The organism is Cupriavidus sp. HMR-1, from assembly GCF_000319775.1.
GTDB lineage: Bacteria > Pseudomonadota > Gammaproteobacteria > Burkholderiales > Burkholderiaceae > Cupriavidus > Cupriavidus metallidurans.
The window spans coordinates 25,582-44,554 of sequence record NZ_ANKP01000231.1 but is presented as its reverse complement, the minus strand read 5'-3'; the positions used below and the strand labels follow the sequence as shown (position 1 = coordinate 44,554).

Here is an 18,973-nt window from a genome sequence, read left to right as displayed (position 1 = left end):
CACCCTGGCCAGAACCGCTTCGCTTCAATCTGCAACGGCTTCTAAGTCCACAGGCGCTGTTTGCCGGGAGATTTCACCATGCTGAGCCGTACCGCCGACCACCTGTTCTGGATGGCCCGCTATACCGAACGCGCGGAGAATACTGCGCGCATGCTCGACGTCAACTACCAGACTTCGCTGCTGCCGCAATCGGCCGAAGTGGCCGAGCAGGGTTGGTGGGCGATGCTCGATATCTCCGAATTGACCCAGGCCTACGACCACAAGTACGGCTTGCTGCACCGTGACGACGTGATCGACTTCATGGTGCGCGACATGACCAATGTCTCGTCGATCATGAGCTGCCTGCGCGCGGCCCGCGAGAATGCGCGCGCGGTGCGTGGATCGCTGACGACCGAGGTCTGGGAGACCATCAACACCACCTGGCTCGACGTCCAGCGCATGATCGCCGATGGCGAGCTGCACGAAGATCCATCGCGCTTCTTCGAGTGGGTAAAGTTCCGCTCGCATCTGGCCCGTGGCGTCCAGTTCGGCACCATGCTCAAGGACGATGCGTTCCACTTCATGCGGCTTGGCACCTTCCTGGAGCGGGCCGACAACACCGCGCGGATTCTCGACGTCAAGTTTCAGGCCTCGGGCCGCGACGACAGCGACCCGAACCGCGAGCAGAACGATTTTTATCACTGGGCGGCCGTGTTGCGGTCGGTCTCCGGCTTCGAGGTCTATCGCAAGATCTACCGTGCCGTGATCACGCCGCAGCGCGTGGCGGAACTGCTGGTCCTGCGGCCCGACATGCCGCGTTCGCTGGTTTCCAGCATGGACGAAGTGGTTGCGATTCTGGCGCTGGTGTCGAACCAGCAGTCGGCGGAGACCGAAAGGCAGGCTGGTAAACTTCACGCAGACCTAAAGTACGCGCGCATCGACGACATTTTCGCCGTCGGCCTGCATGCCTACCTGACCAGCTTCCTGGAGCGCATCGGCGACCTCGGCAATGGCATCAGCCGGGATTTCCTCGTGCCGCTGCTGGCTGCCTGACCGTTGCAGGAACGCCCGGCGCCATGCGCCGGGTGTGCGGCATCCCCGACTGGGGCCGGCATGCATGTGGCGCGAGATATACCCGTGAAATACAAGATCCATCATAAGACCATCTACCGCTACACCGAGCCGGTGCGCCGCAGCGTGCATGAGCTGCGTCTGGCGCCCCGCAGCGGCCCGCTGCAGTCCGTGCAGTACTGGACGCTTTCCGCGCCGGGCAACCTGTCCGAAGCGCGTGACGGTTTCGGCAATATCGTCCACAACTTCACGATGGCCGGCCCGGCCCGTACGATTGCGATCGTCGCTACCGGCGAGGTCGAGGTCAGGATCGATCCAGCCCCAACGGGCCAGGCGGGCGCCGATGCCGGGGAGGGTGGTCATGGCGCTTTCCAGGACCTGCCAGAAGCTGGTGAGTCGCGCGTGTCGCCGCTCTATTTTCTTTCGGGCACGCCGCTGACCCAGGCGCCGGCGGACATGCAGGCGTTCGCGGCCCCATACCTGGCCGCTGGTCACGAGGTGCCGGCCCTGCTGGCATTGGCCGACGGCATCGCCGACCGGGTCCAGTATCGGGCCAATACGACCGATGTCGGCACGTCCGCCGTCGAGGCTTTCCGGCTGGGTAGCGGGGTCTGCCAGGATCAGGCGCAGGTTATGGTGGCGGCATGTCGCGCGCTCGGCATTCCGGCCCGCTATGTCAGTGGCTACTTCTACGATGCGGCCGCAGCCTCGCTGGCCAGTCATGCCTGGGCCGACATTTGTCTGAACGCGGACCGCGGGCTCTGGTGCAGCATCGATGTCACGCATCGCTGCATCACCGATGGACGCCACGTCCGCCTTGCCGTGGGGCGTGACTATGCCTCGGCCGCACCAATCCGGGGCATTCTCGAAGGCGGGGCCGGGGAAACAATGGAAGTCGACATCGAGATCACGCCGCTGGTCTGAAATGGCGCGGGCTGGTTGGTTCGACGTGCGGCGGCAGAGTAATCCTTCGGTATTCATACACCGCCGTTGCGCCTGCCGTGCGGCTAGAATGGGGCGTTGCCGTCGCGCCTCTGTCAACCCGAACCCATGACGTACTGTGTAGCCATGCGGCTGGATGCCGGTCTGGTATTCCTGTCTGATTCCCGTACCAACGCCGGTGTGGATGCCATTTCCACCGCGCGCAAGATGACCGTATTCGAGGAGCCGGGCGACCGCGTCATGGTGCTGCTTACCTCCGGCAATCTCGCGATCAGCCAGTCTGTGCGCCAATGCCTGGCCGAGGCGCGTGACGAAAAGCGCTCGCTGTGGACCGCGCGCGACATGTTCGAGGCGGTCACCATCGTCGGCGAGGCGGTGCGCGCCGTGCACAAGCGCGATGCCCATGCGTTGCGCGAGGCTGGCATCGAATTCAGCGTCAACCTGATCTTCGGTGGGCAGATCCGGGGCGAGCGCACGCGTCTGTTCCATGTCTACGCGGCAGGCAACTTCATCGAGGCCACGCCCGAGAACTGTTACTTCCAGATTGGCGAGGCCAAGTATGGCAAGCCGATCGTCGACCGTGTCATCACGCCGTCGGTGCCGCTGGGCGAGGCGGCCAAGTGCGCGCTGGTCTCGATGGATTCCACGCTGAAGTCGAATATCTCGGTCGGTTTGCCGCTCGACCTGCTGGTCTACGAGGCCGATTCGCTCCGCGTGACGCGCTTCGTCAGCATCGACGAGAAGAACGCATACTTCCGCATGATCCGCGACACCTGGGGGCAGCGCCTGCGCCAGGTTTTCGGCGAGATCGCCAATCCCGAATGGGATGCGAGCCAGCCGGCCGAATTCCCGCTGGCACGCGACGAAGCCGATCGCTGGGGCCAGCCGGTTCGGGCCAGCCGCGACCGAAGCTGATTCTTTTCATTCCAGGTTTTTCCGACTCATTCCATCGACTTGCCGCCATGCGCGACATCCTGCTCTTTTCCCACGCCAACGGTTTTCCGGTGCCGATCTATCGCAAGCTGTTCGGCGCGCTAGACGACACCTTCGACATCCGCGCCGTCGAACGTTACGGCCACAATCCCAAGTTTCCGGTCACGCGCGAGTGGCCGCATCTGGTCGACGAACTGCTTGGCGAGCTGGATCGCCCGGGGCGGAGCGGTGCCGACGCGCCCAAGGTCTGGCTGGTCGGCCATTCGCTGGGCGGTTTCCTGTCGCTGATGGCCGCGCTGCGTCGGCCGCAGCGGGTGCGGGGCGTGGTGATGCTGGATTCACCGATCATCGCCGGCTGGAAGGCGTCACTGGTGCGCGCGTCCCAGATGCTGGGGCTCGACGAGAAGCCGGGCCCCGCCGCCGTCACCAAGAACCGGCGCACCCATTGGCCCGATACCGACGCGGTCTGGAGTCATTTTCAGTCCAAGCGCAATTTCAAGGTGTGGGATCCCGAGGTCCTGCGCGACTACGCCGAGCATGGGACCGAGCCCACTGGTGTGGCCAACGAACGCAAGCTGCGCTTCGATCGCGAGGTCGAATACTGGATCTACCGGACGCTGCCGACCAGCCTTGGCCGCAAGGTGGCGCGTGGCGCGCCGATCCCGGTCAGCTTCGTTGCAGGCACCCGCTCGCGCGAGGTTAGGCAGGCGGGGCTCGGCGCAACCCGCAAGCTCGTGGGCGACCGGCTGCGCTATATCGAAGGCGGCCACCTGTATCCAATGGAGCGGCCCCTCGAGACCGCCGGTCTGGTGCGGGACCTGATCGAGGAAATGCGCAAGTCCGGGCGCTGAAGTCCAGGAAGCCGGCGCGCGCGGCGCCGGCTCGGCTTGCGGTACGGCTTGCAGTGCGGCGTATGCGCCGCAGGCCGCCTTTGCGTGCCGGGCCGACACCCCGATTTCACAAATTCGGCGTCGGCGGGGATCGGGCTCTCATGTATAATCCCGATTTCCCCGGCAAGCTCGGTTTATGACCAAATTCGTCTTCGTCACCGGTGGCGTCGTCTCTTCTCTCGGCAAGGGCATCGCTGCTGCTTCGCTCGCGGCTATTCTCGAGTCGCGCGGCCTCAAAGTCACCCTCCTCAAGCTCGATCCCTACATCAACGTCGATCCCGGCACGATGAGCCCCTTCCAGCATGGCGAGGTGTTCGTGACCGAAGATGGCGCGGAAACCGACCTCGATCTGGGTCACTACGAGCGCTTCGTGTCGGCCAAGATGCGGAAGTCGAACAACTTCACGACTGGCCAGATCTACGAATCGGTGATCCGCAAGGAACGCCGCGGCGAGTACCTCGGCAAGACCGTTCAGGTCATTCCCCATATCACGAACGAAATCCAGGCTTTCGTCGAGCGTGGCGCTGCTGCGTCGCATGACGGCAAGGCCGACGTGGCACTGGTGGAGATCGGCGGCACGGTGGGTGACATCGAGTCGCTGCCGTTCCTGGAAGCCGCGCGCCAGATGAGTCTGCGCATGGGCCGCAATCACTGCGCGTTCGTGCACCTGACGCTGGTGCCGTTCATCGCCAGCGCCGGCGAGCTCAAGACCAAGCCGACCCAGCACTCGGTGCAGAAGCTCCGCGAAATCGGCATTTCGCCGACCGCGCTGCTGTGCCGCGCCGACCGCCCGATTCCGGACGACGAGCGCGCCAAGATTTCGCTGTTCGCCAACATCCCGCAGGAAGCCGTGATCTCGGTCTGGGATGCCGACAGCATCTACAAGATTCCGCAGATGCTCAACGAGCAGGGCCTCGACCGCCTGATCTGCGAGGAACTGCGTCTGGACCCGAAACCGGCTGACCTGTCGATGTGGCAGAAGCTGGTCAACGCGCAGGAAAACCCCGAGCATGAAATCACGATCGGCATGGTTGGCAAGTACGTCGACCTGACCGAGTCGTACAAGTCACTGATCGAGGCGCTGCGCCACGCCGGCATGCATACCGCCACGCGCGTGAACATCGAGTACATCGATTCGGAAGAGCTCGAGTCGGGTCACCTCGAAGTGCTGAAGCCGTTGGATGCCATCCTGGTGCCGGGCGGTTTCGGCAAGCGCGGCACCGAAGGCAAGATCCGCGCGATCCAGTATGCCCGCGAGAACAAGGTGCCGTACCTGGGCATCTGCCTGGGTATGCAGCTCGCCGTGATCGAATTCGCGCGTCACGTTGCCAGCATGGGCGACGCCAATTCGACCGAATTCAACCTCGACACGGAACACCCGGTGGTCGCGCTGATCACCGAGTGGGTCGATCGCGACGGCAAGGTGGAACAGCGTTCGGCGGACTCCGACCTCGGCGGCACGATGCGTCTGGGCGCCCAGCGCGTGCCTATCAAGACCGGCACCAAGGCCTCGCAGATCTATGGCGCCGAAGTCAACGAGCGTCATCGTCACCGCTACGAAGTCAACAACCACTATGTGCCGGAGCTGGAAAAGGCTGGCATGGTGATCTCGGCGCGCACGCCGACCGAGAACCTGCCGGAGATGATGGAACTGCCGGAATCGATGCACCCGTGGTTCGTCGGCGTTCAGTTCCACCCGGAATTCACCTCGACGCCGCGTGATGGCCACCCGCTGTTCAAGGCCTACGTGGAAGCCGCGCTCGCCGCGCAACGCCAAGGCGCCTGAGGCGCTGGTGGGGAAGGAAACTGCCATGAAACTGTGTGGATTCGACGTCGGCCTCGACAAGCCGTTTTTCCTGATCGCTGGCCCGTGCGTGATCGAGTCCGAGCAGATGGCGCTCGATACGGCCGGCGAGCTGAAGGCGATCACGGGTGAACTGGGCATTCCGTTCATCTACAAGTCGTCGTTCGACAAGGCCAACCGGTCGTCGGGCAAGTCGTTCCGCGGCCTCGGCATGGAAAAGGGTCTTGAGATCCTGGCCACGGTAAAGCGTCAGATCGGTGTGCCGGTGCTCACCGACATCCACGAGATCGACGAGATCAAGCCCGTCGCGGCCGTGGTGGATGTGCTGCAGACACCGGCCTTCCTGTGCCGCCAGACTGATTTCATCCGTGCCTGCGCCCAGAGTGGCAAGCCGGTGAACATCAAGAAGGGCCAGTTCCTGGCGCCGCACGACATGAAGAACGTGATCGACAAGGCACGTGACGCTGCCCGTGAGGCGGGTCTGCCTGATGACGTCTTCATGGCCTGCGAGCGTGGCGTTTCCTTCGGCTACAACAATCTCGTCTCCGACATGCGCTCCCTGGCGATCATGCGCGAGACGGGCGCCCCCGTGGTGTTCGATGCCACCCACTCGGTGCAGTTGCCGGGTGGCCAGGGCACCAGCTCGGGCGGCCAGCGCGAATTCGTGCCGGTGCTCTCGCGCGCCGCGGTGGCTACGGGCGTGGCGGGTCTGTTCATGGAGACCCACCCCGATCCGAGCAAGGCGATGTCGGACGGCCCCAACGCCGTGCCGCTGTCGCGCATGAAGGAACTGCTGACTGTGCTGCGCGATCTCGACAGCATGGTCAAGCGTGCCGGCTTCCTGGAAGACAACTTCGGCTGGCCGGCCTGCGCCTGAGCCTGCCTTGGCAACTGCCGCCCGCGCCTGACGCGGGCGGTGCTGTTTCTGGTGCCGCTGCCGGACCTCCGGCTTCAATGCTGACGAAACGGTATCGAAAGACAATACAAAAGATTCGGAGATAGCGCATGGCCGCCGGTTATATCATCGCGTACGTCGATGTGACAGATCCCCAGCAGTACGAGCAGTACAAGGTGCTTTCCACGAAAGCCATGCAGGCGCACGGCGCGGAAGTGCTGGTGCGCGGCGGCCAGACCGAACGGCTCGAGGGTGATTGGGGCCCCACGCGCGTCGTGGTCCTGAAGTTCCAGAGCTACGAAGCCGCCCGCGCGTTCCACGCCAGCGAGGAATACCTGGCGGCGCGCAAGTCCCGCGAGCATGCGGCGAAGATGAACATGATCGTCGTGGAAGGCATCTGACATATTCGTCGGGCATCCTGCGCGGTAATAAGATTCACCAGATTCAACAGTCCAGAGAGGAAATATGAGTGCAATCGTAGATATCATCGGTCGTGAGGTTCTCGACTCGCGCGGCAATCCCACCGTCGAGTGCGACGTGCTGCTGGAGTCGGGCGTGATGGGCCGTGCTGCCGTGCCGTCGGGTGCATCGACCGGTTCGCGCGAAGCCATCGAACTGCGTGATGGCGACAAGTCGCGCTACCTGGGCAAGGGCGTGCTGAAGGCTGTCGAGCACATCAACACCGAGATCTCCGAAGCGATCATGGGCCTGGATGCCTCCGAGCAGGCTTTCCTGGACCGCACGCTGATCGAACTGGACGGCACCGAGAACAAGGGCCGCCTGGGCGCCAACGCCATGCTGGCCGTGTCGATGGCCGTGGCCAAGGCAGCTGCCGAGGAAGCCGGCCTGCCGCTGTACCGCTACTTCGGCGGTTCGGGCGCGATGCAGATGCCGGTACCGATGATGAACATCGTCAACGGTGGCGCGCACGCCAACAACAGCCTGGACATCCAGGAATTCATGATCATGCCCGTGTCGCAGACCAGCTTCCGTGAAGCCCTGCGTTGCGGCGCCGAAGTGTTCCACGCGCTGAAGAAGATCCTGTCCGACAAGGGCATGTCCACCGCCGTGGGCGACGAGGGCGGCTTCGCCCCGAACTTCTCGTCGAACGAGGAGTGCCTGAACACGGTCGTGCAGGCCATCGAAAAGGCTGGCTACAAGGCTGGCGAGGACGTGCTGCTGGCGCTGGACTGCGCCGCCAGCGAGTTCTACCACGAAGCCGAAGGCGTGTACTCGCTGGAAGGCGAAGGCCTGAAGCTGACGTCGACCCAGTTCGCCGACTACCTGGCCAACCTGTGCGACAAGTTCCCGATCGTGTCGATCGAGGACGGCATGGCCGAAGGTGACTGGGAAGGCTGGAAGACGCTGACCGACAAGCTGGGCAAGCGCGTCCAACTGGTGGGTGACGACCTGTTCGTGACCAACACGAAGATCCTGAAGGAAGGCATCGAGAAGGGCATCGGCAACTCGATCCTCATCAAGATCAACCAGATCGGCACGCTGACCGAGACGTTCGCCGCTATCGAGATGGCCAAGCGCGCCGGCTACACCGCCGTGATCTCGCACCGTTCGGGTGAGACCGAAGACAGCACGATCGCCGACATCGCCGTCGGTACGAACGCCGGCCAGATCAAGACCGGTTCGCTGTCGCGCTCGGACCGTATCTCGAAGTACAACCAGCTGCTGCGTATTGAGGAAGACCTGGGCGACATCGCCACGTACCCGGGCAAGAGCACGTTCTACAACCTGCGCTGATATCGCCGGTTAGTGTTCTGAGTTCCAGAAAAAGCGCCGCCCCAGAGCACTGGGGCGGCGCTTTTTTTTGTCAACCGGATGCCTGTTGCGCCGTTGTTTCGCTTTGTATCGTCTTTTGTTTTGCAATCTTTGGCGGCTTGGTGGATCATTGGTCCCGCAGAAATAGCCAAATCATCCTTTTCCTAGCGCCTTTTCGCCCTGATGCGCCTGATTTCCCTGCTGTTGTTCGTGCTGCTGCTCGCAATCCAGTACCCGCTATGGCTGGGCAAGGGCGGCTGGCTACGCGTATGGGATCTGAATCGCCAGGTCAATGAGCAGACCGTGCACAACCAGGCGCTCAAGCTGCGCAATGCCAAGCTGGAAGGGGAAGTGAAGGATTTGCAGGATGGCACGGGTGCCATCGAGGAGCGTGCCCGCTATGAGCTGGGCATGGTCAAGGACGGGGAAGTCTTCGTCCAGTTCGTGGCGCCGGCTCCGAAGGTCAGCGCCACGCCTCCGCTGCCGCCGCCACCCAATTCCGTCGCGGGACGCGGCGGACATTAACTGGCTTACTAGGACTATTCCGATGCCGAGGTGCGACCTTGACCGTTCGGTCTGTCGCGTTTGCGTATCCCTGCGGCCCGGTTTCGATTTCTTCTGAATTACCACCAGTACGGGGAGCCGTACGGGTAACCACCCCAGCCCCAGCCAGGCGAGCTGATTCCTACGCCGCCACCCCAGTGGCCGCCGCCCCATCCGCCGTAGTACAGATTCCAGTTTGTAGTCGGGTAGGCGTAAGCCGCCCGCGCCCAGGCTTCGGCCTGTTGCTGGCTGGCGATCGCCTGCTCCTGCTCGCGCAGCACTTGCTGGTTCAGCGCCGTGAGGTGCTGCCTTTCTTCGTCAGTAAGGGGGGCGGGGGGAGTCGAACCGGGCTCCAGGCGCGCGGTGGCAGGGCTGCCGTACATATCGCGTGGAACGGGCGCTGCGCAGCCGGCGATCATCACAGCCATGGCAATGACCAGCCCGGACAGTGCGCGGGAACGATACGTCTTGATCATGTCGGCCTCCGTCCGGCAACTGGGGTTCGGGAATGTCATTGGACCCGCGAGCGCGGGTATGTGGTTCCGCGCAGATCCGGAACCTTTGACATACCCGTGGTCTTTTCCCCTTCTCCCTGATGAGGCAGGGGAGCGGACGGATGCTCAGTGCTGCTGCTGCGCGCCTTCGCCTGCGCCCGTTGCCACGGGTACCGTGAAGAGCTGCGCGGCATCCACCGGGTCGAACACGTAGCGCTGGCCGCAGAAGTCGCAATGGATTTCCACGTCGCCGCGTTCGGCAATGATGCTTTCGATTTCGGCCTGGCCCAGCGACTGCAACATGCCGGCGACCTTGGCGCGCGAGCACGAGCACTGGAAATGCGGCGTCATTGGCTCGAAGACGCGCAGGCCGGCATTCTGCAGTTCTTCCCAGAACAGGCGGCGCAGCAGGGTCTCAGGCGACTCGGCCAGCAGTTCGTCCTGCTTGAGCGTGGCGCCCAACTGGCACGCGCGATCCCAGGTATCCAGGTCCTGCGCCTGCACATCACCGGAGAGCGGCGAACCGGTTTCGCCAACCTGTGCTTCCATGGTGCCGCCATAAGACGGCAGCTTCTGCAGCAACATGCCCGCGGCGACCTGCTCATTCGAGGCAAGCCACAGGCGGGTGTCGAGCTGCTCGGACGCCTGCATGTAGTGTTCGAGCACTGAGGCCATCGATTCGAGCGGGCCGTTCTCGTCGGAAAGCGGCACGATGCCCTGGTACGGTTGCTGGCCCGGCAGCTTGTCTTGCGGGTCGAGCGTGATGGCGAAGCGGCCATGACCATGCGCGTTGACGAGCGTCGTTAGCGTGGCATCGTCGGTAATCGTGGCGTCCTCGGCAATCTTGGCCGTGGCGCGCATCGACAGGTCGGACAGGCACTCCACCACGAGCATCCGCACCGGGCCGTCGCCGTGCAGTTGCATCACCAGCGCGCCGTTGAACTTGAGGTTGGCCGATAGCAGCGCCGCGGCCGCCATCATCTCGCCCAGCAGGCGCCGCACCGGTGCCGGGTAGGCATGGCGGTTCAGCACTTCTTGCCAGGTGGCCTCCATGCGGACCAGCTCGCCGCGCACGGGGGCAGCGTCGAACAGGAATTTCTGGAGTGTGTCGGGATTCGATGTAGCGGTCACGGTTCTATCAGTCTTTCACGTAAAGCAATGTCAATCCGGCGTATCGGTATCAACCGATACGCTTCAAATCGGTCTTGTAAGTGGCTTGCCGCTTCGCATACGTCTCCGCATTGCGATAGAGGTTGGCCACGTCAGCATCGGTCAGTTCGCGCACCACCTTGGCGGGCGCGCCCAGGATCAGCGAGCGGTCAGGAAACACCTTGTTCTCGGTCACGACGGCGCCGGCGCCGACCAGGCATTCCTTGCCGATTACTGCGCCATTCAGCACCACGGCCTGGATACCGATCAGCGAGCCTTCGCCGACCGTGCAGCCATGCAGCATGGCCTGGTGGCCGATCGAGACCTTGTCGCCCAGCGTCAGGGGGCGGCCCGGGTCGGTGTGCAGCACCGAGCCTTCCTGGATGTTCGTATCCTCGCCCACCACGATCGGTTCGTTGTCGCCACGGATCACGACGCCGGGCCAGGCGCTCGCACGCGCCTTTAGCGTCACATTGCCGATAATGGTGGCTTCCGCGGCCACGTAGGCATCGTCGTGAATGGTCGGGGCGATCTCGCCGAGCTGGTAAAGCGCCATGGGGTCTCCTGCCTGAAGCAATGTAAGTAATTGGGGGTGGCCGTCGCGATTAAAAGAGCCGGTTCCCGCGGGCCGGCGTGGCACCGGCGAGGCTCTACAATGACGGCTTCCCGGATTTTACGCCTATGCCAGACATCGCACCCGCCGAAATCGCCGATTCGCCACTTGCCACGCGCCGCCGGGCGCTGGCGGTGCTGTGTATCACCGACGCCAGGGCCAAGGCGGCCGCTGCGCGTGCGCTCCATGCCGATCTGCTGGCGCACGGGGGCACGGTAACGGATGTGGATGAAGTTTTGGTGGCCGATGCCTCGGCGGCGATCCCGGGGCGCCCGGCGCGTCCCGAGCTGGTGCCCCCGCAGCAGGTGGACCGCAGGCGCTCGCTACACACCCTGGCCGGCCGCGCGGTGATGATCCATGCGCTGTGCCATATCGAATTCAATGCGATCAATCTGGCGCTCGATGCGGTCTGGCGTTTTGCCGGGATGCCGGAGGCGTACTACCGCGACTGGCTTCGCGTGGCTGACGAGGAGGCACTCCATTTCACGCTGCTGGCCGACCATCTGGCCACGCTTGGGGCGACCTATGGTGACTATCCGGCACATAACTCGCTCTGGGAGATGACCGATCGCACCTCGGGCGATGTGCTGGCGCGCATGGCGCTGGTGCCACGCACGTTGGAGGCGCGTGGGCTCGACGCCTCGCCGCCAGTGCGTGCCAAGCTGGCCGAGGTGGGCGATACCGCGGCCGCGGAGATCATCGACATCATCCTGCGCGACGAAGTCGGGCACGTGGCCATTGGCAATCACTGGTACCGCTGGCTCTGCGCCCAGCGAGGGCTGGACCCGATCTCCACCTACGCGCGGCTTGCCGAACAGTACCGCGCGCCGAAGCTGCGCGGCCCGTTCAATCTCGACGCTCGCCGCGCGGCCGGTTTCGACGAGGACGAACTGGCCTGGCTCGAGGCCTCGGCCGGCTAGCCGGCTGGCTTTTCGGCGCGCTCCTGTTCCTGCAGCCGCAACACGCGGCGCTGGATCTTGCCGGTGGTGGTCATCGGCAACTGGTCGATGAATTCGATCGCTTTCGGGTACTCGTACGGCGCAAGCTGGCCTCGCACATGCTGCTGAAGCTCGGCGATCAGTGCCGCGTCGTTATCGAACGAACGCGTCACCGACGGCGTCAGCACGATGAACGCCTTGACGATCGCCCCACGCTCGGGGTCCGGCGACGGCACCACGGCGCAGTTCGACACCGCCGGATGCTTGAGCAGGCAGTTTTCGATCTCGCTCGGCCCGATGCGGTAGCCCGATGACTTGAACACGTCGTCCGCGCGGCCCTGGTACCAGAGGTAGCCATCCGCGTCGATTCGCGCGAGGTCACCGGTGCGACACCAGCGCAGGCCGTCATATTCCGAATACTTGGCCGCGGTGGCCGCTTCGTTCTTCCAGTAGCCCAGGAAGAACACCGGATCGGGATGGCCGTGGATATCGGTCGCGCAGACTGCGACTTCGCCATCCTCGCCCGGCGGGCAGGGGCGGCCGTCCTCGTCGATCACGGCCACGCGATGGCCGGGGTAGGGGCGTCCCATCGACCCAGGTCGCGCGGGCCAGCCAAGGCGGCTTTCGTCGTACTGCGCGGTGCAGTTGCCGACGATGTAGTTGATTTCGGTCTGGCCGAACATCTCGTTGACGATCACGCCAAGCGCGTCGCGGCACCAGGTGAAGACCGTTTCGCCGACGGCCTCGCCGGCGCTCATGATCGCCCGCAGCTTGAGCTGGTAGTGATCCGATGGGGTCGGACAGGCCTTCATCATCTGCTTGAGCGCGGTCGGGAACAGGAACGTGTTGGTGACACCGTAGCGTTCGAGCAGTTCGAACGCGCGCTCCGCCGAAAATCGCCCCTGATATCCGACGATCGGACGGCCGAAGTAGAGCGCCGGCATCAGTGCATCCCACAAGCCACCTGTCCAGGCCCAGTCCGCCGGGCTCCAGAACACGTCGTCGTCCTGTGGATACCAGTTCTGCGAACACACGAAGCCGGTCAGATTGCCGATCAGCGCGCGATGCGGGATGACCGCGCCCTTCGGAGGGCCAGTGGTGCCGCTGGTGTAGATCAGCACCGCGGCTTCCTCGGCCTTGGTCTGCTCGGCGGTGAACTCGGGGATCTGCGCGGCCAGCAGCGTGTCCCAGTCCAGATCGCCGCGGCCGGTGGCGTCGCCCACGCCAATGACTGTCCGCAGCGTCGGGCAGTCGGGGCGGGCGGCGAGCATGTTGTCGATCGAGGTCTCGTCGGCGATGGCCACGCAGGTCTCGCTGTGGTCGATACGGTAGGACAGGGCCTCGGGGCCGAACAGCATCGACAGTGGCATGGCTACCGCGCCGAGCTGGTAGACAGCCATGCCGGCGATCACGGTCTCGATGCGCTGGGGCATGACGATGGCCACGCGGTCGCCACGCTGCACGCCGAGTTCGCGCAGCGCGCGCGAAAGACGGTTTGCCTCGGCCTGGATATGCGCGTAGGTGTGCGACGCGCGTCGGCCGTCCTCGTGCTCCGTGTAGACCGCGATGCGGTGCATCGTGGCCGGGTCGCGTGCCCAGCGGCCGCAGCAGACTTCGGCCAGGTTGAATATCTCGGGCACGTCCCAGTGAAAGGAATCGTGCAGTGCGCGATAGTCGTCGCGCCGCGTGGCCGGCAAGGCGGTCATCCGGTTGTCTCCAGGTTGTCGGCCGCGCCCGGATCTCGCGAAATGGCTATAATCCGGCAAGCGAACGATCGTTCTATTTTTATTCGGGCTGCCGCGTGGGTTTGAGCCGCGCGTGCCAGAAGACCCGGACACGGAGACAGAAACAATGACCATCACGGAAACCTCGCGTTCCGAATTTATCACGCTGCGGGGGCTCCGCACGCACGTGCGCCAATGGGGAGATCCTGGCGCGCCCAAGCTGTTCATGCTGCATGGCTGGATGGACGTGGCCGCTTCCTTCCAGTTCCTGGTCGATGCGTTCCAGCGCGACTGGCACGTGATCGCCATGGACTGGCGCGGCTTCGGCGAGACCGATCATCCGACGCGCTATCCGGGTACCGCGTCGTACTGGTTTCCTGATTATGTTGCCGATCTCGAGGGACTGATCGACCACTACCAGCCCGACGGGCAGGTGGATCTGGTGGGGCACAGCATGGGTGCCAATGTGGTGTGCATCTACGCCGGCGTGCGTCCGGAACGTGTGCGGCGCGTCGTGGACCTGGAGGGGTTCGGGATGACGCGCACGCGCCCCGAGCAGGCACCGGGCCGCATGGCGCGTTGGCTCGACGAGCTACGCGACCCGCCCGAGTTGAAGACCTACGAGAGCGAGGCAGCGGTCGCGGCGCGTCTGCAGAAGACCAATCCGCGCTTGCCCGATGACCGGGCCGCCTTCCTCGCCGCGCACTGGTCGCGTCGCAATGCCGATGGCAGGTGGGAAATTCTTGGCGATGCCGCCCACAAGATGACCAACCCGATGCTGTATCGCATCGACGAAATCATGGCGATCTGGGCCAAGGTCACGGCGCCGGTGCTGCACGTGGAGGCACGCGATTCCGCCACGCTCAAGCACATCGCGCACAAGCAGACCATCGAGGAGTTCAGGGAACGCTTCCGGGCGTTCTCCGACTTCCGCGAAGCCACCGTCGACGATGCGGGGCACATGCTGCATCACGACCAGCCGGCGGTGGTGGCCAAACTGATCGAGGATTTTCTGAGCTGAGGCCGGCTGTCTCCCTCTTCCACGAGTGGAAGGGGGCAGCGACATCACCCGTGCGTGAGCCTCTCCTTGAGCGCCGCGTTGTTGCTCGTATGCACGTGCACCAGCGACTTCTCGGGGAATGCGTAGTGATAGGCCTTGCGCAGCGCCAGCGCGGCCTCGTGGAAGCCCGACAGGATCAGTTTCTGTTTGTTCGGATAGAACGCGATGTCGCCGGCCGCAAAGATGCCCCGGCGGGAGCTTTCATACGTCGTGGTATCAACCGCGATACGGCCCGCGCGCATATCCATGTCCCACTGTGCGATCGGGCCCGGCTCGGACACCAGACCATACAACGCGACAAGGTCGTCGGCGGGGATCGCCTGCTCGCCGTCGCGCGACTTGACTACCGCGCCGGTCAGCGCGCCATCCGCATTGGTCTGGAGCCCGCCAAGCATGCCGACCACGAAATCCATCTCGCCAGCGGCTACCGCGTCACGCATCGCATTGACCGTGTGGTCGGCCGCGCGGAATCCTTCGCGCCGATGCAGTAGCGTCACGCGCGCCGCGGTCTTGCGCAACGCCATCGCCCAATCCAGAGCCGAATCGCCGCCGCCGGCCACGATCACACGCTTGCCGGCGAAGCGCGATAGATCGCGCACGGCGTAGTGGACGTGACGGTCTTCCAGCGCTGCCGCCTCTGGCAGCGACACACGTTGCGGCGCGAAGGCGCCGGCACCGGCGCAGATCAGCACCGCAGCCACGTCGAAGCGCTTGCCTGCGTCGGTGGTCACCAGCAGGCGCGGATGGCCGTTTGTGCAAGTGGTGTCGCTGACCGATTCGGCGCGCTGGCTGAAGTGCATCGGAAACGCAAAAGGCGCGCATTGCTCCAGCAGGCGGTCGACCAAGTCCTGGGCAAGGCAGCCCGGGACGGCCGGAATGTCGTAGATTGGCTTTTCGGGGTACAGCTCCGTGCACTGGCCGCCGGCGCGGTCGAGCACATCCACGATCTCGCATTTCAGCCCTAGCACGCCGGCCTGAAACGCCGCGAACAGCCCCACCGGGCCTGCGCCGACGATCAGCACATCGGTCTGGGTGGTTTCTGGCGCGGAGGTGGGTGTCGTGGACATGGCGGACGAGGAAGGTATCGGTTTCGTAACGGTTCCATCATACCTTGCGGTCGTCGGCAATCCGGGCACGCCACCTTTGCCGGCAGGGCTAAAAAACCCTGCCGGGAGTAGAATGGTTGCCATGCAAAATGCTCACGCCATCAACGCCGATCTGCATTGTCATTCCACCGTGTCCGACGGGCTGTTGTCGCCGTCCGACGTGGCGGCCCGGGCGCACGCCGGTGGCGTCGCGTTCTGGTCGCTGACGGATCATGACGAGGTAGGCGGACAGATCGAGGCGCGCCGCGCCGCCGAAGCGCTTGGCATGCAATATGTGCCGGGTGTGGAGATATCGGTGACGTGGGCCGGGCAGACCGTCCACATCGTCGGCCTGCAGATCGACCCCTTTCATCCCGAACTGATCGATGGTCTGGCGAAAACGCGCGATGGCCGCGCGCGCCGGGCGCAGGATATTGGTGAAGCGCTGGCGAAAGTCGGCATTTCCGGCGCCTACGATGGCGCGCTGCGCTACGTCGGCAATCCCGACCTGATTTCTCGTACGCACTTCGCGCGCTGGCTGGTCGACGAAGGACGTTGCGCGACGATTGGCGATGTCTTCGCCGAGTATCTCTCCGAAGGGCGTCCCGGTTTCGTGCCGCATCGCTGGGCCACGCTGGCCGAGGCTGTAGGCTGGATTCGGACCGCTGGTGGTATTCCAGTGATGGCGCATCCGGGTCGCTACAACTACACCGATATGCAGCACGATGCGCTGTTCGACGAGTTCACGCAGCTTGGCGGCCGGGCCGTCGAGGTGGTGACTGGCAGCCACACGCCCGATCAGTTCCGCCGCTATGCCAACGTGGCACGCCACTATGGCTTGCTCGCGTCGCGTGGTTCGGATTTCCACGGACCCGGTGAGGGCCGTGTGGAACTCGGCGCGCTGCCCCCGCTGCCGGCCGATGTCACGCCGGTCTGGTACGACTGGTAAGCGCCCTCATAGCCAGCCTACATGTCCCAATACTTCGAGATTCATCCCGACAATCCGCAGGCGCGACTGGTCAAGCAGGCCGCGCAGATCGTGCGCCAGGGCGGCCTGATTGCGCTCCCGACTGACTCGAGTTACGCGCTGGCTTGCCAGATCGACGATAAGGCCGCCGTGGAGCAGTTGCGCCGACTGCGCGAGATCGACGAGAAGCATCACCTGACGCTGATGTGCAGCGATCTGTCCGAACTCGGCAACTTCGCCCGGGTGGACAACCGCCAGTACCGCTGGATCAAGGGCGCGACGCCCGGACCGTATGTGTTCATCCTGGAGGCGACGAAGGAAGTGCCGCGCAGGCTGTCGCACCCGGCGCGCAAGACCATCGGCGTGCGCGTGCCCGAGCATCCGATTCCATTGGCGCTGGTGGCCGAATTGGGTCAGCCGCTGATTTCCGCCACGCTGCAGTTGCCGGGCGACGATGCGCCGATGAACGACCCGGCAGAGATCCGGGCGCGTCTGGAAAAGCGCCTCGACCTGGTGATCGACGGTGGTTCGGCGCCGGCTCAGCCGACCACGGTCATCGATCTGACCAGCGGCGAGCCGGTACTGGTGCGGGCGGGCAGGGGCGATGTGGAGCGCTTCGGCCTGAATGCGTCGGACTTCGCCACGACCTGACACACATTCGATGCCTCCGTGGGCAGGTTGCCCGATAGAATAGTCCGCATGGATTCCTCCCTGATTCAGACCTTCGCGGTCTACGCCCTGCCTGTTCTGTTCGCCATCACGCTGCACGAGGCCGCGCATGGCTATGTGGCAAAGCATTTCGGCGACAACACCGCCTACCTGCTTGGCCGGGTTAGCCTGAACCCGGTACGGCACATTGATCCGATCGGCACTGTGGCGGTACCCCTGCTCCTGTACTTCCTGACTGCCGGCCAGTTCGTCTTCGGCTTCGCCAAGCCTGTGCCGGTGGCGTTCGATCGCCTGCGCAATCCGCGCTGGCATGGCATGTGGGTGGCGCTGGCCGGCCCGGCCAGCAATATCGTCCAGGCGTTCGCGTGGGCGCTGGTGGCCATTGGTCTGGCGGTGGCGCATATCCAGGAGCCGTTCTGGAGCGAAATGGCCCGCGCTGGCGTACTGGTCAACACGGTGGTGGCGGCGTTCAACCTGTTTCCGATTCCACCACTCGATGGCGGGCGGGTACTGACTGCGCTGCTGCCGCAGCGGCTTGCCGGCGTCATGGCGCGCATCGAACCCTATGGCATTTTTGTCGTTCTCGCGCTGGTGGCGGCGGGTGTGATCACCAAGATCTGGATGCGTCCGGTCATGAACGGGCTGCTGTCGATCGTCGAGTTGATGCTGCGTCCGGTCATGTGGCTGCTCCAGTGACGCCAGTCTCCGTCTTTCCCAATCCTTGCCTGTCCCGCGCATGACCCTGACACACCCGCCGATCGCGGCGCCATCGCCCTGGCTGACCCGATGGGCGCATCTGATTCGACCTGGCGGCCGCGTGCTCGACCTTGCCTGCGGCAGCGGACGCCATTCGGCATGGCTGGCGGCGCAGGGATTTGCCGTGTTGGCGGTGGATCGCGATGCCGAGGCCATCGCGGCGCTGCCGTCGGGCATCGAGCGCCGCACGGTGGACCTGGAGCAGGGCGCCTGGCCGCTGGCCGATGCCGGCCGGTTCGACGCCGTGGTGGTCACGAACTACCTGCACCGCCCGCTGTGGCCGCACCTGATTGAAGTGCTGGCGCCCCGTGGCGTGCTGATCTATGAGACGTTCGCGGCCGGTAACGAGACCGTGGGCAAGCCTTCCCGCCCAGATTTTTTGCTGCGTCCGGGCGAATTGCTTGAAGTGGCGCATGACGCGCTGCGCGTGGTCGGTTACGAAGATGGCACGCTTGAAGTGCCCCGTACGGCGTTCGTGCAGCGCATATGTGCGGTGCGCGAAGCGCCGGGTGGCGTGGATGGCACTGCGCCGCCGCGTTACCGATTGCCCACCTGAAACGTGGGCGCAGGTGTCAGCGCGGCGGCGCCTTCACACGTTACGCCCGCTAACGTTTTCCCTCATTCCGTAGGTGTCCGGAGGGCCTGACGGTTCCGGTACAATCGCGGATGTTCGAATTTCCGAATTCCT

Annotated in this window: 20 protein-coding genes; 15 read left to right on the top strand and 5 right to left on the bottom strand. The window is 64.4% G+C overall.

Annotated elements, in window-relative coordinates; genetic code table 11:
- Window positions 1-78 precede the first annotated feature (78 nt).
- From D769_RS23350 to ftsB, 9 genes are all read left to right on the top strand, one after another.
- Window positions 79-1,032 (top strand): alpha-E domain-containing protein, encoded by a 954-nt coding sequence (locus D769_RS23350; protein WP_008650125.1) that lies wholly within the window; start codon window positions 79-81, stop codon window positions 1,030-1,032.
- 84 nt (window positions 1,033-1,116) lie between these two features.
- Window positions 1,117-1,974: a transglutaminase family protein gene (locus D769_RS23345; protein ID WP_008650123.1), complete on the top strand. Its 858-nt coding sequence runs from the start codon at window positions 1,117-1,119 to the stop codon at window positions 1,972-1,974.
- A gap of 126 nt (window positions 1,975-2,100) precedes the next feature.
- Window positions 2,101-2,907, top strand: a complete 807-nt coding sequence (locus tag D769_RS23340) for a peptidase (RefSeq protein ID WP_193750063.1) — start codon at window positions 2,101-2,103, stop codon at window positions 2,905-2,907.
- Window positions 2,908-2,954: 47 nt separating this feature from the next.
- Window positions 2,955-3,776: an alpha/beta hydrolase gene (locus D769_RS23335; protein WP_008650108.1), complete on the top strand. Its 822-nt coding sequence runs from the start codon at window positions 2,955-2,957 to the stop codon at window positions 3,774-3,776.
- Between the two features lie 175 nt (window positions 3,777-3,951).
- Window positions 3,952-5,601 (top strand): CTP synthase, encoded by a 1,650-nt coding sequence (locus tag D769_RS23330; protein ID WP_008650107.1) that lies wholly within the window; start codon window positions 3,952-3,954, stop codon window positions 5,599-5,601.
- A gap of 25 nt (window positions 5,602-5,626) precedes the next feature.
- Window positions 5,627-6,496 (top strand): 3-deoxy-8-phosphooctulonate synthase, encoded by an 870-nt coding sequence (gene kdsA / locus D769_RS23325; protein WP_008650105.1) that lies wholly within the window; start codon window positions 5,627-5,629, stop codon window positions 6,494-6,496.
- A gap of 128 nt (window positions 6,497-6,624) precedes the next feature.
- The gene (locus D769_RS23320; RefSeq protein WP_008650103.1) at window positions 6,625-6,915 is read left to right on the top strand and encodes a DUF1330 domain-containing protein; all 291 of its coding nucleotides are present in this window, start codon (window positions 6,625-6,627) and stop codon (window positions 6,913-6,915) included.
- A 64-nt stretch (window positions 6,916-6,979) separates the two neighbouring features.
- Window positions 6,980-8,269 (top strand): phosphopyruvate hydratase, encoded by a 1,290-nt coding sequence (eno, locus tag D769_RS23315; protein WP_008650102.1) that lies wholly within the window; start codon window positions 6,980-6,982, stop codon window positions 8,267-8,269.
- Window positions 8,270-8,470: 201 nt separating this feature from the next.
- On the top strand, window positions 8,471-8,812 hold the full coding sequence (ftsB, locus tag D769_RS23310; RefSeq protein WP_008650101.1) for a cell division protein FtsB: 342 nt from the start codon (window positions 8,471-8,473) through the stop codon (window positions 8,810-8,812).
- 98 nt (window positions 8,813-8,910) lie between these two features.
- On the opposite strand, the gene D769_RS23305 is transcribed toward ftsB, so the two are convergent.
- The 3 genes from D769_RS23305 to D769_RS23295 all read right to left on the bottom strand — a co-directional run bounded on the left by D769_RS23305 (window position 8,911) and on the right by D769_RS23295 (window position 11,029).
- A complete protein-coding gene (locus D769_RS23305; RefSeq protein ID WP_008650089.1) occupies window positions 8,911-9,306 on the bottom strand; it encodes a hypothetical protein in 396 nt (131 codons plus the stop codon).
- A gap of 144 nt (window positions 9,307-9,450) precedes the next feature.
- The gene (locus tag D769_RS23300; RefSeq protein ID WP_008650088.1) at window positions 9,451-10,455 is read right to left on the bottom strand and encodes an Hsp33 family molecular chaperone HslO; all 1,005 of its coding nucleotides are present in this window, start codon (window positions 10,453-10,455) and stop codon (window positions 9,451-9,453) included.
- A gap of 49 nt (window positions 10,456-10,504) precedes the next feature.
- Window positions 10,505-11,029, bottom strand: coding sequence for a gamma carbonic anhydrase family protein (locus D769_RS23295; protein ID WP_008650087.1), 525 nt, complete (start codon window positions 11,027-11,029; stop codon window positions 10,505-10,507).
- A 125-nt stretch (window positions 11,030-11,154) separates the two neighbouring features.
- On the opposite strand from D769_RS23295, the gene D769_RS23290 reads away from it, so the two are divergent.
- Entirely contained in the window at window positions 11,155-12,006 is an 852-nt protein-coding gene (locus tag D769_RS23290; RefSeq protein WP_008650086.1) for a ferritin-like domain-containing protein, read from the top strand.
- Here D769_RS23290 and D769_RS23285 read toward each other — a convergent pair.
- A complete protein-coding gene (locus D769_RS23285; RefSeq protein WP_008650085.1) occupies window positions 12,003-13,730 on the bottom strand; it encodes an AMP-binding protein in 1,728 nt (575 codons plus the stop codon). The genes D769_RS23290 and D769_RS23285 overlap by 4 nt on opposite strands.
- 145 nt (window positions 13,731-13,875) lie before the next feature.
- Here D769_RS23285 and D769_RS23280 point away from each other — a divergent pair, with 145 nt between their 5' ends.
- A complete protein-coding gene (locus tag D769_RS23280; protein WP_008650084.1) occupies window positions 13,876-14,769 on the top strand; it encodes an alpha/beta hydrolase in 894 nt (297 codons plus the stop codon).
- A 44-nt stretch (window positions 14,770-14,813) separates the two neighbouring features.
- Here D769_RS23280 and D769_RS23275 read toward each other — a convergent pair whose 3' ends face one another.
- Window positions 14,814-15,875 carry an NAD(P)/FAD-dependent oxidoreductase gene (locus tag D769_RS23275; RefSeq protein ID WP_008650083.1) on the bottom strand — a complete coding sequence of 354 codons (1,062 nt, stop codon included), beginning with the start codon at window positions 15,873-15,875 and terminating at the stop codon, window positions 14,814-14,816.
- A 121-nt stretch (window positions 15,876-15,996) separates the two neighbouring features.
- Here D769_RS23275 and D769_RS23270 point away from each other — a divergent pair, with 121 nt between their 5' ends.
- The 4 genes from D769_RS23270 to D769_RS23255 are packed head-to-tail and all read left to right on the top strand — an operon-like array spanning window position 15,997 to window position 18,841.
- Window positions 15,997-16,842 carry a 3',5'-nucleoside bisphosphate phosphatase gene (locus D769_RS23270; RefSeq protein WP_080709686.1) on the top strand — a complete coding sequence of 282 codons (846 nt, stop codon included), beginning with the start codon at window positions 15,997-15,999 and terminating at the stop codon, window positions 16,840-16,842.
- 21 nt (window positions 16,843-16,863) lie between these two features.
- The gene (locus tag D769_RS23265) at window positions 16,864-17,511 is read left to right on the top strand and encodes an L-threonylcarbamoyladenylate synthase (protein ID WP_008650078.1); all 648 of its coding nucleotides are present in this window, start codon (window positions 16,864-16,866) and stop codon (window positions 17,509-17,511) included.
- Window positions 17,512-17,559: 48 nt separating this feature from the next.
- On the top strand, window positions 17,560-18,225 hold the full coding sequence (locus D769_RS23260) for a site-2 protease family protein (protein ID WP_008650076.1): 666 nt from the start codon (window positions 17,560-17,562) through the stop codon (window positions 18,223-18,225).
- A gap of 40 nt (window positions 18,226-18,265) precedes the next feature.
- A complete protein-coding gene (locus D769_RS23255) occupies window positions 18,266-18,841 on the top strand; it encodes a methyltransferase domain-containing protein (RefSeq protein WP_008650074.1) in 576 nt (191 codons plus the stop codon).
- Window positions 18,842-18,973: the final 132 nt, after the last annotated feature.

Excerpts from the sequence above, each read along its gene's own strand:
- D769_RS23350 (WP_008650125.1), top strand. The coding sequence starts at position 79 with ATGCTGAGCCGTACCGCCGACCACCTGTTCTGGATGGCCCGCTATACC.
- D769_RS23340 (WP_193750063.1), top strand. The coding sequence starts at position 2,101 with ATGACGTACTGTGTAGCCATGCGGCTGGATGCCGGTCTGGTATTCCTG.
- D769_RS23335 (WP_008650108.1), top strand. The coding sequence starts at position 2,955 with ATGCGCGACATCCTGCTCTTTTCCCACGCCAACGGTTTTCCGGTGCCG.
- D769_RS23330 (WP_008650107.1), top strand. The coding sequence starts at position 3,952 with ATGACCAAATTCGTCTTCGTCACCGGTGGCGTCGTCTCTTCTCTCGGC.
- kdsA (WP_008650105.1), top strand. The coding sequence starts at position 5,627 with ATGAAACTGTGTGGATTCGACGTCGGCCTCGACAAGCCGTTTTTCCTG.
- D769_RS23320 (WP_008650103.1), top strand. The coding sequence starts at position 6,625 with ATGGCCGCCGGTTATATCATCGCGTACGTCGATGTGACAGATCCCCAG.
- eno (WP_008650102.1), top strand. The coding sequence starts at position 6,980 with ATGAGTGCAATCGTAGATATCATCGGTCGTGAGGTTCTCGACTCGCGC.
- ftsB (WP_008650101.1), top strand. The coding sequence starts at position 8,471 with ATGCGCCTGATTTCCCTGCTGTTGTTCGTGCTGCTGCTCGCAATCCAG.
- D769_RS23305 (WP_008650089.1), bottom strand. The coding sequence starts at position 9,306 with ATGATCAAGACGTATCGTTCCCGCGCACTGTCCGGGCTGGTCATTGCC.
- D769_RS23295 (WP_008650087.1), bottom strand. The coding sequence starts at position 11,029 with ATGGCGCTTTACCAGCTCGGCGAGATCGCCCCGACCATTCACGACGAT.
- D769_RS23290 (WP_008650086.1), top strand. The coding sequence starts at position 11,155 with ATGCCAGACATCGCACCCGCCGAAATCGCCGATTCGCCACTTGCCACG.
- D769_RS23285 (WP_008650085.1), bottom strand. The coding sequence starts at position 13,730 with ATGACCGCCTTGCCGGCCACGCGGCGCGACGACTATCGCGCACTGCAC.
- D769_RS23280 (WP_008650084.1), top strand. The coding sequence starts at position 13,876 with ATGACCATCACGGAAACCTCGCGTTCCGAATTTATCACGCTGCGGGGG.
- D769_RS23275 (WP_008650083.1), bottom strand. The coding sequence starts at position 15,875 with ATGTCCACGACACCCACCTCCGCGCCAGAAACCACCCAGACCGATGTG.
- D769_RS23270 (WP_080709686.1), top strand. The coding sequence starts at position 15,997 with ATGCAAAATGCTCACGCCATCAACGCCGATCTGCATTGTCATTCCACC.
- D769_RS23265 (WP_008650078.1), top strand. The coding sequence starts at position 16,864 with ATGTCCCAATACTTCGAGATTCATCCCGACAATCCGCAGGCGCGACTG.
- D769_RS23260 (WP_008650076.1), top strand. The coding sequence starts at position 17,560 with ATGGATTCCTCCCTGATTCAGACCTTCGCGGTCTACGCCCTGCCTGTT.
- D769_RS23255 (WP_008650074.1), top strand. The coding sequence starts at position 18,266 with ATGACCCTGACACACCCGCCGATCGCGGCGCCATCGCCCTGGCTGACC.